The organism is Streptomyces panaciradicis (genome assembly GCF_023516615.1).
GTDB classification, from domain to species: Bacteria; Actinomycetota; Actinomycetes; order Streptomycetales; family Streptomycetaceae; genus Streptomyces; species Streptomyces panaciradicis.
The window spans coordinates 79531-95337 of record NZ_JAMGBF010000044.1 but is presented as its reverse complement, the minus strand read 5'-3'; the positions used below and the strand labels follow the sequence as shown (position 1 = coordinate 95337).

Sequence of the window (15807 nt, the reverse complement as noted above, 5' to 3'; positions counted from 1 at the left end):
GTCCACCTCCAGCGCAGCCTGCTGCCCGCCCACCTTCCCCAGCGTCCCGGCCTGCGGTTGACCGCCTCGTACCAGCCCGCCGCCCCTCAAGCACACGCCGGCGGCGACTGGTACGACGCCTTCCCGCTGCCCGACGGACGGATGGCGCTGACCATCGGCGACGTCGAAGGCCACCACACGGAAGCCGCCGCTCTCATGGGCCGGCTGCGCACCACCCTGCGCGCGTACGCCGCCCTCACCCCCGACCCCGCCACCGTCCTGGCCCACACCAACAACATGCTCACGGCGGAAAACGACGCCGACCCCGAGCACGCGCTGCTGGCGACCTGCTGTTTCATCGCTCTCGACCCGGAGACCGGCCGTCTCGACTGCGCCAGCGCAGCCCACCCTGGCCCCCTCGTCCACACCCCTGACGACGCCCCCGTGCCCCATGTTCCGACCGGACTGCCCCTCGGTGTCTTCAGCGGCACCTCCTACCCCACCACCAGCCTCGTCCTCCCGACCGGCAGCAAGCTCCTGCTGTACACCGACGGATTCACCGACACCCCCGACACCGACCCCGAGCACGCCCGTGAGCGGCTGCGCCACATACTGGTCGCCACGGCATCCGACGCCGCCGCTCCCGCCCTCCACAAGGTCGCCACCGCCACCCTCACGCCGCTGCGGCCTCATGACGACTCCGCGCTCCTGCTCGCCCACCTCACCGGGCCCGAGCCTGGAGACCGTTCAGGGGAGCCGCAGTAGGGCTGCCGTCTCCTTGCGCGGGACGGCTCCCACAGAACACTCGGCAGCGCGCCGGGTCGTCAGCGCGTCTTCCGTGACGGCATTCATGCCACTAGATTTGGCGTCATGACCGCCATCACCCTTCGGATTCCGGACGCCATGGACAAGCCGCTGCGCGACGCGGCCGCCGACGCCCCCTCGCTGAACGACTACATCGTGCGTGCCGTACGCCGGCAGATGACGCTCGACGCGGCCCGCAAGCTCGCCTCGATCGCACCCCTCGACCTCGCAGGCGAGGGCGACGCCCTGTGACCATCCGCAAGGGCGACGTCTGGGACGTCGACACCGGCAAGGGCACCCGCACTGTCCTCGTCGTCAGTCTCGACGGCCTCGCCGAGGCCTACCACGCCGTCGTCGTCCTGGTCCTGCACGCCCCCGCGCAGCATCCCGACACGGCGATGAGCGTGCGTCTGACCACTCCGGTCGATGCCTCCCTCGTCGCCGTGAACCTCCTTCAGCTCTCCGCCATCCGCTTCGAAACCGGCACGCTGCACGGAAACATCGGTCCCGTACAGCAGGAACTCGTCGACAACGCGATCCGCGCGGTCCTCGACCTGTAGGTCATCCGTCATCGCTGGTAGGCAGTGCGGGTGACTGGGCGATCTCTTCTTCGGCCGCCTCGATGATCGCCAGCACCGCCGATGCCGCGGCCGCGGCATCGCGGGCCTCGACGGCTTCCACGACGGCGCGATGACCGGGCAGAGACGCCGCCGCGGCGCCGGGGGTCTGGGTGCTGACGAGGAAGCTGTGTTCGAGCGCGATGTCGACGGCGCGGCCCAGCGAGCCGAGGAGACGGTTGCCGCTGGCGTCGAGCAGGGCCCGGTGGAAGGCGATGTCGGCCTCGACGTAGCCGCCGCGGCCGGGTTCCGCCGCCGCGGCCTCCATGGCGGCCAAGGCGTCGTACAGGGCTCGTACGTCGTCGGGGCCGGCCCGGTGGGCGGCGAGTCTGGCCGCCTCGGGCTCGACGATCCGGCGCAGTTCACCGGTGTCGCGCAGCAGAGCCGTGGCATCACCTGCCTGTTTCCAGCGCAGCACGTCACGGTCCAGGTGGTTCCAGTGCTCCGCGGGCAGCACGCGCGTGCCGGTGCGCGGTCGTACGTGCAGCATCCCCTTGGACACCAGCGCCTTGACCGCTTCGCGCAGCGCTCCGCGGCTGACGCCGATCTCCGCGGCCAGCACGTCCTCGACCGGCAGGGGATCCCCCGGCTCCCACGCGCCGCCCACGATGCGCCGCCCGAGCTCGTCGACCACGCGCTGGTGCATGGTCCGGAAGTGCACCACGATCTGCGCTCACCCCCTGGACGCCATTCATCGAATCATTTAATGATTGTGCCCCAGGGTAAGGCCTACTGGGCCTCACCCGACATCACCCCATCGCACAAGCGGACGACGCGAGAGCCACGGGAGTGCCACATGACCGACGGTCGGAACAAGACCCGCCGCAGCCAGGCCTGGTTCGGCGCACAGGGCCGCAGCGGGATGGTGTACCGCTCCTGGATGCGCAACCAGGGGTTCGGGCATGAGGTGTTCGACGGGCGTCCCGTCATCGGCATCGCGACCAGCGCCTCCGAACTCGCCCCGTGCAACGCCCACTTGACGCGCGTCGCCGAAGCCGTCCAGCGCGGTGTCTGGCAGGCGGGCGGGCTGCCGCTGCAGTTCCCCACCATGGCCACCGGCGAGACCCTGATGCGCCCGACCGCCATGCTGTACCGCAACCTCATGGCCATGGAGGTCGAGGAGCTGATCCGGGCCAACCCGCTCGACGGCGTCGTGCTGCTGTCCGGCTGCGACAAGACGACCCCCGCCATGCTCATGGGCGCCGCCAGCGTCGACCTGCCGGCCGTCATGGTCACCGGCGGGCCGATGCTCAACGGCAAGTACCGCGGCCAGGACGTCGGCTCCGGCACCCATGTCTGGAAGTTCGAGGAGGACCTGAAGACCGGCCGGATGACCGAGGAGGAGTGCTTCTTCGCGGAAGGGTGCATGGCCCGGTCCAACGGTCACTGCATGACGATGGGCACCGCCTCGACGATGGCGTGCATGGCCGAGGCGCTCGGCATGCAGCTGCCGGGCTCGGCCGCCTGGCCCGCGGTGGACTCCCGGCGGATGGAGATCGCACAGGCGGCGGGGCAGCGCATCGTGGAGATGGTGGAGGAGGAACTGCGCCCCTCGCGGATCCTGACCCGCGAGGCGTTCGAGAACGCCATCCGCGTCAACGCGGCCATCGGCGGCTCCACGAACGCCATCATCCACCTCACCGCCATCGCCGGACGCGTCGGCGTCGACCTGCGCCTGCAGGACTTCGACGACCTGGCCCGCGTGGTGCCGACCCTGGTCAACCTGATGCCCAGCGGCAAGTACCTCATGGAGGACTTCTGCTACGCGGGCGGACTGCCCGCCGTCCTGGCCGAGCTGCTGCGCGGCAAGCTGCTGCACGGCGACCCGATCACGGTCACCGGACGCAGCATCGCCGAGAACACCGAGAACGCCGAGTGCTTCGACTCCGACGTCATCACCAGCCTCGACGCCCCCTTCCAGCAGGCCGGCACCGGTACCGCCGTCCTGCACGGCAACCTGTGCCCCGACGGCGCGGTGATCAAGCAGTCCGCCGCATCCCCGCACCTGATGACCCACCGCGGTCCCGCGCGCGTCTTCGACTCCCCCGAGGCGTATCACGAGGTGGCCGACGATCCGGACGTCGACATCGACGAGAACACCGTCATCGTCATCCGCAACGCCGGCCCGAAGGGCTATCCCGGCATGCCCGAGGTCTCCAACGTCCCGCTGCCCGCCAAACTGCTGAAGGCCGGCGTCAAGGACATGGTGCGCATCTGCGACGGCCGGATGAGCGGCACCGGATACGGGACCGTGGTCCTGCACGTGGCCCCCGAAGCCGCCGTCGGCGGGCCTCTCGCCCTGGTGCGCGACGGGGACCCCGTCGTCCTCGACGTCCCCCACCGCACTCTGCGCCTGGACGTGGACGACGCCGAACTCGCCCGGCGCCGGGAGGAATGGCGAGCACCCGCCGAACGGCACACCAGCGGCTACGCCTGGCTCTACACCCAGAACGTCGAACAGGCCGACCGGGGCGCCGACTTCGGCTTCCTGCGCGGAAGCCGTGGGCACGAGGTCCCTCGCGACTCCCACTGAGTCCCCCCGGGCGACCTTCCCCTCCAATCCAGGAGAGCATCGATCGTGGAATCGGCAGCAGCGCACCCTCGTCCGGTCCTCACCGCCGGCTCCGTCCTGCCGGAGGACGCCGGCCGAGCCGCCCTCGTGGCACGCGTCCACCACCCGCAGGCGGACGGACCGTGTGTGGCCGCGGTCCGGGGCGATCAGGTCGTCGACCTGACGGCCGTCGCGCCCACCGTCTCGGATCTGATGGAACGCGACGACGCGGTGAGAGTCGTCCGCGAGGCCGACGGCGGACACACCTGGCGCCTGGACGAACTGCTGGAGGCACCGACCGGCGGCCGTGACGTGCCGCATCTGCTGGCCCCCGTCGACCTGCAAGTGATCAAGGCCGCGGGCGTCACCTTCGCGCGGAGTCTGCTGGAACGCGTCATCGAGGAGCGCACGGGCGGCGATCCGGCGCAGGCCGCCCGGGTGCGGGCCCGCGTGCAGCAGCTCGTGGGCGGCGCGCTCGACGGCATCCGCCCCGGCTCGCCGGAAGCGGCCAAGGCCAAGGAACTGCTGGTGTCCGAAGGACTGTGGTCGCAGTACCTGGAGGTCGGAATCGGGCCCGACCCGGAAGTGTTCACCAAGGCCCCCGTCCTGTCCGCGGTCGGCACCGGTGCCGACATCGGAGTGCTCGGCGCCTCGGTGTGGAACAACCCCGAGCCCGAGGTCGTCCTCGTCGTGGACTCGCGCGGCCGGGTCCGCGGCGCGACGCTCGGCAACGACGTCAACCTCCGCGACATCGAAGGACGCAGCGCCCTGCTGCTGTCCCGGGCGAAGGACAACAACGCCTCCTGCGCGATCGGCCCGTTCGTCCGCCTGCTCGACGACGACTTCGACCTCGACACCGTCCGCGCCCTCGACATCGACCTGCGAGTCGACGGCACCGATGCGTACGTACTCAACGGCAGCAGCTCCATGCGCGAGATCAGCCGCGACGTACTGGACCTGGTGGCCGCCACCCACGGGCCGCACCACCAATACCCGGACGGCTTCGCGTTGTTCACCGGAACGCTGTTCGCCCCCACCGAGGACCGCCAGGCACCCGGCGCCGGCTTCACCCACGAGTACGGCGACATCGTACGGATCTCCAGCCCACGTCTCGGCGCCCTGGTCAACACCGTCATCCCCAGCGAGCAGGCAACTCCGTGGACGTTCGGCGTGGGAGCGCTGATGCGCAACCTCGCGCGGCGCGGCGTGCTGTGAGAAGACGACGAAGTACCCGCGCACACCGGCCCGGACGACCACAACCCCATGACTCGGTCCGCGGTTCTGTGTGCGCAGCGCCCGCCGCTCACCGCGGCGGGCGCAGCGCACATACCGTTCATGCCCGCTCGGTCGGTTCCTGGTCGAACGTGGCGTGCAGGTGCCGGTTGTGATCCACGGGGCGTTCGGCTCCGGTCAGCGTGACCCTGGCCGTCAGGCGCGGATCGGCGCTGGATGCGGCCAACCGCATTCCCAGCTCGCCCGGTTCGACGACGCGCCGGCCGTCGCGGCCGGTGAAGGACGCCAGGTCGGCCGGGACCGTGACACGGACGCGGCGGGAGTCGCCCGGGTCGAGATCGACCCGGGTGTAGCCGACGAGGCGCTGCACGGGCTGGACGACGGAGGCGACCGGGTCGTGCAGATAGAGCTGTACGACCTCGGTCCCCGACCGCTCACCGGTGTTGCGGACGGTGAGGGCGAGGGTGAACTCGCCGTCCGTCGGGGCCTCTTGGGTGTCCACGGTCAGGTCTGTCCAGTCGAAGCGTGTGTAGGACAGGCCGTGGCCGAAGGCGAACGCCGGTGTCGGGTCGATGTTGGACACCTCGCTGGCATGCGCGAGCCGCGCCCCGAGGTAGGTGGCCGGCTGGGAGCCCGGCCCGCGCGGCACGCTGACCGGGAGACGTCCGGAGGGATTGGTACGGCCGCTCAGTACCCCGGCGATCGCGTGCGTGCCCTCCTCGCCCGGGAAGAAGGACTGCACGATCGCGGCGGACTCCTGCACGGCGCGGCCGAGGGCGTACGGCCGTCCCGCCAGCAGCACGGTGACCACCGGTGTCTCGGTGTCGAGGAGGGCGTCGAGCAGTTGCTGCTGTGCGCCGGGCAGCGCGAGTGTCTCGCCGTCGCAGCCCTCGCCGCTGGTGCCCCGCCCGAAGAGGCCGGCGCGGTCGCCGAGCACGACCACCGCGACATCGGCCTCGCGTGCCGCCTGGGCGGCCTCGCGGATGCCGGAGAGGTCTGCGTCGTCGATTCCGGTGCCGCGGGCGACCGTGATCTCGGCGTCGGGGAACTCGGCGGCGAGCGTGTCGCGCAGCGTGGGCAGCTCGATGCCGAGCGGGGTCCGGGGGTGGCGGACGCCGATGTGCTGGGGGAAGGAGTAGCAGCCCAGTACGGCGGTGGGCTCGTCGGCATTGGGGCCGAGCAGGGCGATGCGGCGCGGTCGGGACAGCGGCAGGGTGCCGTCGTTGCTGAGCAGGACGACCGCCTTCTCGGCGATGTCGCGGGCCAGTCGACGGTTTTCGGGCCGGTCCAGGTCGACCTTGCCGCGCAAGGCGGCCGCATCGTCCAGGTCGGCCCCTTCCAGTGCGGCCGGTACGGGGTCCCAGTCCTTGTCGAGCAGACCGAGCATCGCCTTCTGGGTGAGGACCCGGCGCAGGGCGCGATCGACCGACGCCTCCGGTATGCGGCCGTCGGCGACGGCCTCGGTCAGCGGCGCGCCGTAGGTCTTGACGTTGGGCAGTTCGACGTCGATGCCGGCGTGCAGCGCCGTGCCGGCGGCGTCGGCCCAGTCGGCCGCGACGCCGTGCAGGGTCTTCAGGAAGGCGATGGCGAAGTAGTCGGCGACGACGGTGCCGTCGAAGCCCCAGGTGTCGCGCAGCAGCCCGGTGAGCAGGTCTTCGTCGGCCGCGGAGGGCATGCCGTCGGTGTCGGTGTAGGCGTTCATCACCGACCGGGCGCCGCCTTCGCGGATCGCCATCTCGAAGGGCGGCAGCAGAACGTCGGCGCGTTCACGGGGGCCCACGGAGGAGGGGGCGAGGTTGCGGCCGGCACGGGAGGCGGAGTAGCCGACGAAGTGCTTGAGGGTGGCGACGATCCCGGCGGACTCCAGGCCCTGCACGTATGCCGTCCCGATGGTGCCGACGAGGTACGGGTCCTCACCGATGGTCTCCTCGACCCGTCCCCACCGGGCGTCGCGCACGACGTCCAGGACGGGCGCGAGCCCCTGGTGGACGCCGACGGCACGCATGTCGCGACCGATGGCGGCGGCCATGCGCCGCACTGTGGCGGGGTCGAAGGTGGCGCCCCAGGACAGCGGTACGGGGTAGGCGGTCGCCCCCCAGGCGGCGAATCCGGCCAGACACTCGTCATGGGCGAGTGCGGGGATGCCGAACCGGTTCGTGGCCGCGATACGGGCCTGGGTGCGGGCCAGGGAGAGCGCACCCAGGGCGGGGTCGACGGGGACCGTGCCGAAGGGCCGGGTCAGCTGTCCCAGGCCGGTGGGCAGGAGGGCCTCGAGATCGACGGGCTCCTCCATGTCGTGCTGATGGGGGGCCACTTCACCGCCCTGGTCGGAGGCGCCCACCCAGACGCCGTACAGCTGGGCGGTCTTCTCCTGAAGGGTCATCGCGTCGATGAGGGCGTCGACTCTCGCGGTGACGGGAAGGGCGGGGTCGTTCCAGAGGGGGACGGCGTGGGTGTTCTCTACGTCCACGTTGGGGTTCACTTTCCTCCCACGCCCGTCGGGCCCTGGATCGGGGCGCGACGGGCGAACAGGTAGAGCAGGATGCAAGGCGGGGCACATCGGCCGCCGTCGGCGTCGAGTCCCGCTTCGGTGATCGTCAGCGGCTGAATCCCGCGGTCAGACCGCTCAGCAGCTGGCGGCGGCCGAACGCGTACAGGACCAGGACGGGCAGCGTGGTGAGGACGACGGCGGCGAGAACGGCGGGGACGTTGACCCCGTACTGACCCTGAAAGGTCCACAGGGCGAGCGGCAGGGTCCGGCGTTCAGGGCTCTGCGTGAGGACCAGCGGGAGCAGGAAGCCGTTCCAGATGGTCAGTGCGTTGAAGATGGTCACGGTGAGGATGGCCGGTCGGGTCAGCGGCGCCGCCAGCCGCCACAGAGTCGTCCATTCGGTGGCGCCGTCGACTTTCATCGAGTCGAACAGTTCTTTGGGCACGTCGCGGATGAAGTTGGTGAGCACCAGTACCGACAGCGGGATGGCGAAGGCGATCGACGGGAGGATCAGCGCGGGCAGACTGTCGTACAGGTGCAGCTTGATGATGATCAGGTACACCGGGATCACCGTCGCCTGCAGCGGGATGGCCAGGCCCATGAGGAAGAGGCCGTTCATCGCGCGCAGGACGCGCATGCGCCAACCGCGCACGATCGCGTAGGCGGCCATGAAGGAGAACAGGACCGCCGGAACGACGGCGCCGGCGGTGACCACGACGCTGTTCACGAAGTAGCGCACGAAGTCGGACTCGATGACCAGCCGGTAGTTGTCCAGTGTGGGGTCGCTGGAGGGCACCAGCGGATTGCTCGCGTAGTAGCGGCTCTGGAGCTTGAGGCTGGTGATGAGGGTCCAGTACAGGGGTACGGCGACGATGGCGAGCCAGAGCCAGCCGACCAGGCCGCCGATCCAGTTGCGTCGGCGGGCCGTCCGACGGGAGTGGCGTTGCCGCTCGCGGTCGGCGGCCTTCTGGGGTCGTCGTGTCTCGGTCAGGGTGGTGGTCACGTCAGGCCCCCTCGAGTTGGCTGGCGCCGGCGTCGCGGCCGCCGAGCCGGCGCAGCAGCAGGGCGAGGGCCAGGCCCACCAGGACCAGGATGACCGCGATGGCGCTGGCCGGTCCCATCAGGCTGGCCTGGAATCCTCGCTTGTACATGTCCAGTGCGAGGACGCGGGTGGCGTCTCCGGGGCCGCCCTCGGTCAGGACGAAGATGAGGTCGAAGAAGGTCAGCGAGCCCACCACCATCAGCGTGGACGAGGTGATGATGGTGTATTTCAGCTGGGGCAGCGTGATGCTGAAGAACTGCCGGACCCGTCCGGCCCCGTCCAACTGGGCCGCCTCGTAGAGCGACTTGGGGATCTGCTGGACGCCGCCCTGGTAGATCAGCGAGTGGAACGGGATGAACTGCCAGGAGACGACGAAGACGACGACGCCGAACGCGAGCCCGGGCCGCCCCAGCCAGTCCTGGCTGAGCGCGGAGATCTTCAGCCCGGCGCCGAGCCCGAAGTTGGGGTCCAGCAGGGCCTTGTAGGCGATCGCGATGGCCGCGGAGCTGAGCATCAGCGGGATGAAGTACACCACGCCCAGCACCGCGCGGTAGCGCTGGCGGCCGGCCAGGAACGTGCCGAGCAGAATGCTCAGCGGCGTCTGGACGGCCCAGGACACGACCATCACCAGGAAGGTCACCCAAAGGGCGTGCGGCAGGCCGGGGTTGGTGAGCACTGTGCGCCAACTGGTGAACCCCGAGGGACGGATGGAGCCGATGCCGTCCCATGTGGTGAAGCTCAGCGCGAAGACACCGACGAGCGGGATCACGGCGAAGCCGACGAAGACCACCAGGGCCGGCGTCGCCAGCCACGGCAGGATGCTGCGCGGTTCGCGACGCGGCGGGTGGCCGGTCAGTGCGCTCATTTCGCGGTGACCGCGTTGAGGTTCTGGGCGAACTGCTTCGGTGAGATCGACAGTTGGAACAACTTGACGATGTTGTCCAGCAGCGTCTCCGCGGCCGTCGGGCTGAGCGCCTGGTCCCAGGACTGGCCGAACACCTTGGCCTTGCTGGCGATGTCGTAGGTGAACTGCAGGAAGTCGGCGCTCTTGGAGGCTGCCAGCAGCTTCTCCGTGCCGAGCCGGATGGGAACCGACCCGTTGTCGATCCACTTCTTCACCTCCTCGTCCTGGAGGACGCCCTTGGCGAAGAAGTCCTTGGCGATCTTCTTCTGCTCGGCGCTGGCCTTGGAGGAGATGGACAGGTACTGGGCCGGGTTGCCGACGGTGTCGCTCGGATCGCCCTTGCCGCCTTCGACGGGCGGGAAGGTCATGTAGCCCAGCGCGCCGCTTTTGACGAAGTCCCCGCCGTCGGCCTTCTGGATGCCGTACGACCATGCGCCGTGCAGCATCATCGCGGCCCTGCCGGTGTACAGCAGCGCCTGGTCGGCGTTGGAGTCAGCGGTGATCGAGGAGAAGCCCTTGACGAACCCGTGGGCCTTGACGAGGTCCTGCACCTTGGTCAGCGCGGTGATGGCGTCGGGGTGGGACCAGGCGTTCTTCTCGCCCTCGATGATGGCCTGGAACACCTCGGGGCCGCCGATGCGGTCGAACAGGAACTCCAGCCACATCATGTTCGTCCACCGGGACTGCCCGCCGAGGGAGAACGGCGCTATGCCCTTCGCGTTGAACTTGGGCACCAGCGCCATGATGTCGTCCCAGGACGTCGGCGGTTTCACGCCGACCTGCTCGAAGACCTTCTTGTTGTAGTAGAGGATGATCGGCTGCACGGCCTCGGCCGGCATCGCGTAGATCTTGCCGTCGACGGTGGCCGCGCCGAACGAGGACGGGAACAGCCGCTGCTTGACCTCGGAGTGCTCGGCGAACCACGGGGTGAGGTCCTCGACCTGGCCCGCCTCCACGTAGGTGCGCAGCGTCCCGCCGCCCCAGCCCCAGATGATCGTGGGCGCCTGGCCGGCGCCGATGGCGGTCTTGATCTTCGTCTTGTACGCGTCGTTCTGGAAGGTGGTGTCCTTGATCTGCTCCTTGGGGTGGGCCTTGTTGAAGGCGTCCACCGCGCCGGCCCTGACGCCTTCCTGCGGCTGGCCGTTCAGGTACCAGTACGTGGCCCCGCCCCCGCTCTTGCCGGGGCCGGACGAGCCGCAGGCCGCCAGCGCCGCGGAGACCGGTACGCCGGCGGCCAGGCCGAGGAGGGTACGTCGGGAGAGCGCCATGTTTTTCTCCGCACTCGAGAGCCGTCGGCATCTCGTGAGTCATGGTGAAAAGTTTTCGAAACAGTCTTCTTCGAGCTCCGTTGGTGAAAATTAGGTTTCGGACTGACGCCCTGTCAAGGTATGTGCAAGCACGTTGCGGGCAGTCTGTGGCTGGGTATTGCTGGGCCAGAGCAGCTCTTGCGATGCCATGACCGGCATCGAAACGTTTTCGAAGCGTGCAGATCCGAGACGGAGAAGAGTGCGATGATGTGGGCTGGACGCACCGCGGGAGCGGGGCGGTGCGCACGCCGATCGGGCTGCGTGCACCGGCCCTGTCCCGCACGGGTCCCCGGAAGCGTCGAGGGCGAGGTGCTCCTCGGCAGCTCCCGGGACGAGCTCCGTGCCGGGGTGCCGTACGGTTGACCGGTTCCACCCGTGGTGCCGGTCAACCGGCGGCTCACCGCACCGGTGGACGTACGACTGGGAGGAACTGATGCCACGGAACACCAGGCGCACCACTTTGGCGGACATCGCCCAAGCGGCCGGTGTCTCCGTCGCGACCGTGTCCAAGGTGGTCAACGGCCGCGGCGACGTGGCGCCGCAGACCCGCGCCAGGGTGCAGGAACTGCTGCACCAGCACGACTACCTCGCGCCCGTGTTCCGGCACACCGAGACCGCCGAAAGCCCCACCATCGAGGTGCAGTTCCAGGCCGGCCTCAAGTCGTACGTGGCCGAGACCCTGGAAGGCATCATCGACTCCGCCGCCGAATCGGGGGCCTCGGTGGTGATCAGCAAGGCTTCCCGCGCCCCGCACTGGGCCAGGGATCTGGTCTCGGCCGGGCGTCGCGCCGTCATCGCCGTCACCAGCGTGTACACCGCCACGCATCTGAACGAACTGGCCCGCGCCGGGCTGCCGCTGGTCGTGCTGGACCCCCTGCACCTGCCGGACAGCCGGGTCAACAGCGTCGGGGCGACGAACTTCGCCGGCGGCCTGTCCGCGACCCGGCACCTGCTGTCCCTGGGCCACCGCCGCATCGCCTATCTCGGCGGACCGAGCATGGCCGTGTGCAACCAGGCGCGCATGCACGGCTACCGTGCGGCCATGGAGGCGGCGGGAGCGCCGGTGCGCGACGCCTACGTCCGGCAGGGAGAGTTCACCTACGAGACCGGCCTGCTCGGTGCCGTGGCACTGCTGGACCTGGACGAGCCACCGACGGCGATCTTCGCCGGCAACGACGAGATCGCCCTCGGTGTCATCGAGACCGCCCGCACCCGAGGCCTGCGCATCCCCGAGGACCTGAGCGTGGTCGGCTTCGACGACACCAGCCTCGCGCAGATGGCCTCACCACCCCTGACCACCGTGCGCCAGCCCCTGCGGGAGATGGGCGGTGCGGCCCTGCGCACCGCCCTCCGACTCGCCAACGGCGAGAAGGTCGAGTCCCACCACATCGAACTGGCCACCGAACTCGTGGTACGCGCCTCGACCGCGCCTCCCAGGGAAGCGACTTCGGCGAACGGGTAGTCGCGCTGCGGCGAACTGCCCGGCGGCGGCCGTCCGGTCACGCGGGCGGGAAGACCGCAGGACGGTTCTGGTCGACCGGTGCTGGTGCGTCCGTGCTCCGGTGGGGGGCGGCGCGATGGTGTGTGGTGCCGTGGTTGCGGACCAGTTCGTCCATGGCCGCTTGCAGGGCGAGCTCCAGGGCCGCGGGGGCGTTCAGGGTGCCGCTTCCGTCGGGTGGGCAGATCCAGCGCAGATCGCCCCAACGGCAGTGCGGGGCAGGCGTGGCGATCCAGCTGCCGGTCGTGAGGTAGCGGATGTCGTGCCCGGCCCAGATGCTCGCGGGGTCGGGTGGCAGGAAGAAGCCGACGTGCCGCGTCCGGCTGTCCATGAGGACCGGGCCGGGTTCGAGGCGGGGCAGACAGGCGAGGATGTCGGCTGTGCGCAGCCCCAGGCAGGCAGGAACGACCAGCACGTCCCAGAACCGCCCGGCGGCGAGGAGATGGATGCCGGTGGTGCCGTGCTGCCAGTCGCTTTTGCACAAGCGCGGCTCCCGAGCGGCAGCTGCCAGCCACTCGACCGCGTTCGTCCAGCGCTTCAGAGCCATCCCAGACCTCCTGCATCATGGCGGGCCATGGACGTGGATACCTGCTCCGCCCCGCTCTTGGGACAACAAGTGATCACTTATGGCCCTTATTTGCTTGCTGGTGACATGCGTTGAAGGCAAGTAAGCGCCTAGTGAAACGGGGCGCAGACAGGACGACCAGGGGAGGCGCGCGCAGTTCACCGCATGGAGCGAGCGCCAGCGCACAACGGGGGGAGAAACCGGCACACAGGCGCTCTTGGACGCCCCCTTGCGCACGTGTCTGGGCGGCACTCAGCGGATCATGAACGTGGTCGCGCTGCGCGCGGGCAGCGTGGCCGTGAAGGAGCCGTTCGAGGCGCCTGTCGTGCCCTGGGACGCGACGTTCCTGGTGGCGTCGGTCACCCACGACGCGACGCTGGACCCGGCGCCATTGGTCAGCGTGAACTGCTGACTCACCGCGGCAGAAGCCTTGTTGACGGCGACGACGCATGTGGAACCACCGCCGCGGTAGGCCGAGACGTAGACGTTCGAGGCGGGATTCGCCGTCGCGTCGATCCGCACGTATCCGGGCCGGACGAACCTGGCGAACTGCGCCATGACGGCACCACGCTTGCTGATCTTGCCGTCCTCGCGCAGGGGGCCGTAGCTGCGCCTGATGTACCACCAGATGTAGGCCTGGAACTCGGCGTCCACCATGGCCCGGTGGATGTGCTCCCCCACATCGAGAGCCTGCGGCCACAGATCCGCCGAATCCGTACTGTTGGGGTAGTACACCTCCGTCATCCAGAGCTCCTTGCCCGCGCCCTTCTGGTTGAAGAGCGGGTACGGGAAGTTCGCGAACGGCGTGCCGTAGAGGTGGGCCCCGATGATGTCCACGTTGGCGAGCGCCACCGGGTCGTTGAGGATCGGGTCCGACATGCTCTTCACGTACTGGAAGGATTCCGGTGCGATGACCCGGGTGCCGATCGAGCCGGCGTTCTCCCGTAGGAACCGGACCAGTTCGGCGGCGGTCCACCAGGTCCAGTCCTGCGCGTAGTCGGGTTCGTTCTGCACGGAGATGCCGTACAGGTTCACTCCGTTGTTCCGCATGTACGTGGTGAAGTCGTTGAGGTGCTGGGCGTAGGCGCCGTACATGTCGTACCTGAGACGTCGTGCGTTCGTCTGGCTGCCGCGGACGAAGGTCTCGACCATGGAGGCGGGCGGATTCCACGGTGATGCGATGACGGCCGCCCCGAGTTCGACCGCGCGTTTGGCCGTCGCCAGGTCACGGTTCCAGTTCGCCCGGTCCTCGGGCACGGGGATCCTCAGCACGGAGAAGCCGAGTTGTCCGTCCGCGGCTCCGAACGCCGTGTCCCGCTGTGCCGCGGTGAGGTCGCCGATCCAAGCCGTGTGATTCATACCGCCGAAGCCGCGGATCGTCTGCCGGGAGGCCGACGGGTCGATGACCGCCGTGGCGGCGGCCGTCAGGGCTCCGGCATCGGCCGCTCGGGCCGCCGGCACCGCTGAGGCGAGGAGGGGCAGGGCTCCCATGGTCGCCAGGACCGTCCTCCGGCGCGGTAATCCGCGCTCCCCGCTCTCGGGCTCGTTGCGACGTGATGTCATGTCTGCTCCTCCTGGCTGCCGGGTCTTCTTCCGTCCCGACTGCGGGAGCGCTCCCACGGTCGGGGGTGACTACACGCTTGCTGTGCGAGGGAGGTGCCACTGCAACTGTCGTGCCGGTCACCGTTCAACGGTTCGGCAGGACAACAAGTTGTTCGAGATGGTGAACGGTGTCCATGTGGCGGACCTGACGAAAGGTAATGACGCCACTCACCGCGGTCAAGCCTCTACACGGCGATGGCGACTTCGCGTACGCGACGGCGGGCGGTCCCGGTCACCGCTACGACCCGCCGCCCACGGCCAGCGCGGTGCGCGCCAGCCCGCGCAGCCAGGCGTGGGCGTGATCGGTGTCGTAGCGCTGATGCCAGGACAGATAGACCGGTGCCGACGGCAGTTCGAACGGGAGGGGGAGCACCACCAGGCCGAGGTCGGCGACCGCGGACCGTGTGGTGACTTCGGGGACGCTGACCAGAAGGTCGGAGCCGCGCGCGAACTGGAACGCGGCCGCTTCCGAGGGCGCGGTCGCCACCACCCGGCGGGTGAGGCCGAGCCGCTCGAGAGCGTCGTCGAGGGCGTTGCCGAGGTTTCCGCGCCGCGAGACGGTGACATGCTCCGCGGCCGCGTACCGCTTCGCGGTGACGGCCTTGACGCGGGTGAGGGGGTGCCCCTTCCTGGCGACGACCACGATGTGGCTCTCACCGACGTTCTCGGCACGCACGTCAGGGGCGCTCGGGCGGTTGGCGTTCGCCTCCAGGTCGACCTCGCCGCGCCGCAACTCGGGCGTGTCGACGCTCGATTCGGCGACGAAGCGAAGTCGCACGCCCGGCGCCTGTGCGCGCACGGCCGCGAGCAGTGCGGGTCCGCTCAAGGCGACCAGGGAATCGTGCCAGCGCAGGGTGAAGGTGCGCTCCAGCGTCGCCAGGTCGAGTTCACGACTGGGCGCCAGCACTCCCTGAACCTGCTGCAGCAGCTCGTGCACCTGCTCCCGGACTGCGATGGCGTACGGCGTCGGAGTCATCGTGCGGCCGGTGCGCACCAGGATCTGGTCCCCGGTCGTGCGCCGGATCCGGCCCAGACTCCGGCTCATCGCAGGCGCGGTGACATGCAGGCGTGCGGCCGCCCCGGCCACGCTTCCCTCCTCCAGGAGGGCGTCGAGCGCGGTGAGCAGATTCAAATCCAATTGCATGCGAGTAACTCTAGGCGTGCCTGACATGCATTTGAAGTCAATGATTGCCCTCTATACGGTCGATACGAGA

14 protein-coding genes are annotated in these 15807 nt (G+C 69.6%); 6 read left to right on the top strand and 8 right to left on the bottom strand.

Annotated features, from left to right (window positions below; genetic code table 11):
• The 3 genes from M8J74_RS17450 to M8J74_RS17440 form a co-directional block, all read left to right on the top strand.
• Nucleotides 1-744: PP2C family protein-serine/threonine phosphatase (locus tag M8J74_RS17450; RefSeq protein ID WP_249837291.1), on the top strand; the 744-nt coding region annotated here is incomplete at its 5' end.
• Between the two features lie 105 nt (nt 745-849).
• Entirely contained in the window at nt 850-1035 is a 186-nt protein-coding gene (locus M8J74_RS17445; protein WP_125195937.1) for a hypothetical protein, read from the top strand.
• Nucleotides 1032-1343 carry a hypothetical protein gene (locus tag M8J74_RS17440; protein ID WP_249837290.1) on the top strand — a complete coding sequence of 104 codons (312 nt, stop codon included), beginning with the start codon at nt 1032-1034 and terminating at the stop codon, nt 1341-1343. Before M8J74_RS17445 ends, M8J74_RS17440 begins: the two co-directional genes overlap by 4 nt.
• Before the next feature lies 1 nt (nt 1344).
• Here M8J74_RS17440 and M8J74_RS17435 read toward each other — a convergent pair whose 3' ends face one another.
• On the bottom strand, nt 1345-2046 hold the full coding sequence (locus M8J74_RS17435; RefSeq protein ID WP_249837289.1) for a FadR/GntR family transcriptional regulator: 702 nt from the start codon (nt 2044-2046) through the stop codon (nt 1345-1347).
• Nucleotides 2047-2196: 150 nt separating this feature from the next.
• Here M8J74_RS17435 and M8J74_RS17430 point away from each other — a divergent pair, with 150 nt between their 5' ends.
• Together M8J74_RS17430 and M8J74_RS17425 are read left to right on the top strand one after the other, a co-directional pair.
• Nucleotides 2197-3933: an IlvD/Edd family dehydratase gene (locus tag M8J74_RS17430; protein WP_249837288.1), complete on the top strand. Its 1737-nt coding sequence runs from the start codon at nt 2197-2199 to the stop codon at nt 3931-3933.
• 45 nt (nt 3934-3978) lie between these two features.
• Nucleotides 3979-5166, top strand: a complete 1188-nt coding sequence (locus M8J74_RS17425; protein WP_249837287.1) for a fumarylacetoacetate hydrolase family protein — start codon at nt 3979-3981, stop codon at nt 5164-5166.
• Nucleotides 5167-5284: 118 nt separating this feature from the next.
• Here the strand turns inward: M8J74_RS17425 and M8J74_RS17420 are convergent, their stop codons facing one another.
• From M8J74_RS17420 to M8J74_RS17405, 4 genes are all read right to left on the bottom strand, one after another.
• Nucleotides 5285-7666, bottom strand: a complete 2382-nt coding sequence (locus tag M8J74_RS17420) for a beta-xylosidase/alpha-l-arabinosidase (RefSeq protein WP_249837286.1) — start codon at nt 7664-7666, stop codon at nt 5285-5287.
• Nucleotides 7667-7781: 115 nt separating this feature from the next.
• Nucleotides 7782-8678 carry a carbohydrate ABC transporter permease gene (locus M8J74_RS17415; RefSeq protein WP_249837285.1) on the bottom strand — a complete coding sequence of 299 codons (897 nt, stop codon included), beginning with the start codon at nt 8676-8678 and terminating at the stop codon, nt 7782-7784.
• A gap of 1 nt (nt 8679) precedes the next feature.
• On the bottom strand, nt 8680-9582 hold the full coding sequence (locus tag M8J74_RS17410; protein WP_249837284.1) for a carbohydrate ABC transporter permease: 903 nt from the start codon (nt 9580-9582) through the stop codon (nt 8680-8682).
• A complete protein-coding gene (locus M8J74_RS17405; RefSeq protein WP_249837283.1) occupies nt 9579-10889 on the bottom strand; it encodes an extracellular solute-binding protein in 1311 nt (436 codons plus the stop codon). Before M8J74_RS17405 ends, M8J74_RS17410 begins: the two co-directional genes overlap by 4 nt.
• Nucleotides 10890-11361: 472 nt before the next feature.
• Between M8J74_RS17405 and M8J74_RS17400 the strand changes: the two genes are divergently transcribed.
• A complete protein-coding gene (locus M8J74_RS17400; RefSeq protein WP_249837282.1) occupies nt 11362-12390 on the top strand; it encodes a LacI family DNA-binding transcriptional regulator in 1029 nt (342 codons plus the stop codon).
• Between the two features lie 37 nt (nt 12391-12427).
• On the opposite strand, the gene M8J74_RS17395 is transcribed toward M8J74_RS17400, so the two are convergent.
• The 3 genes from M8J74_RS17395 to M8J74_RS17385 all read right to left on the bottom strand — a co-directional run bounded on the left by M8J74_RS17395 (nt 12428) and on the right by M8J74_RS17385 (nt 15737).
• On the bottom strand, nt 12428-12973 hold the full coding sequence (locus M8J74_RS17395) for a hypothetical protein (protein WP_249837281.1): 546 nt from the start codon (nt 12971-12973) through the stop codon (nt 12428-12430).
• Between the two features lie 270 nt (nt 12974-13243).
• Complete coding sequence (xynC, locus tag M8J74_RS17390) at nt 13244-14554, bottom strand: glucuronoarabinoxylan endo-1,4-beta-xylanase XynC (RefSeq protein ID WP_249837280.1); 1311 nt, start codon at nt 14552-14554, stop codon at nt 13244-13246.
• A gap of 277 nt (nt 14555-14831) precedes the next feature.
• Nucleotides 14832-15737, bottom strand: coding sequence for a LysR family transcriptional regulator (locus M8J74_RS17385; protein WP_249837279.1), 906 nt, complete (start codon nt 15735-15737; stop codon nt 14832-14834).
• Nucleotides 15738-15807 lie beyond the last annotated feature (70 nt).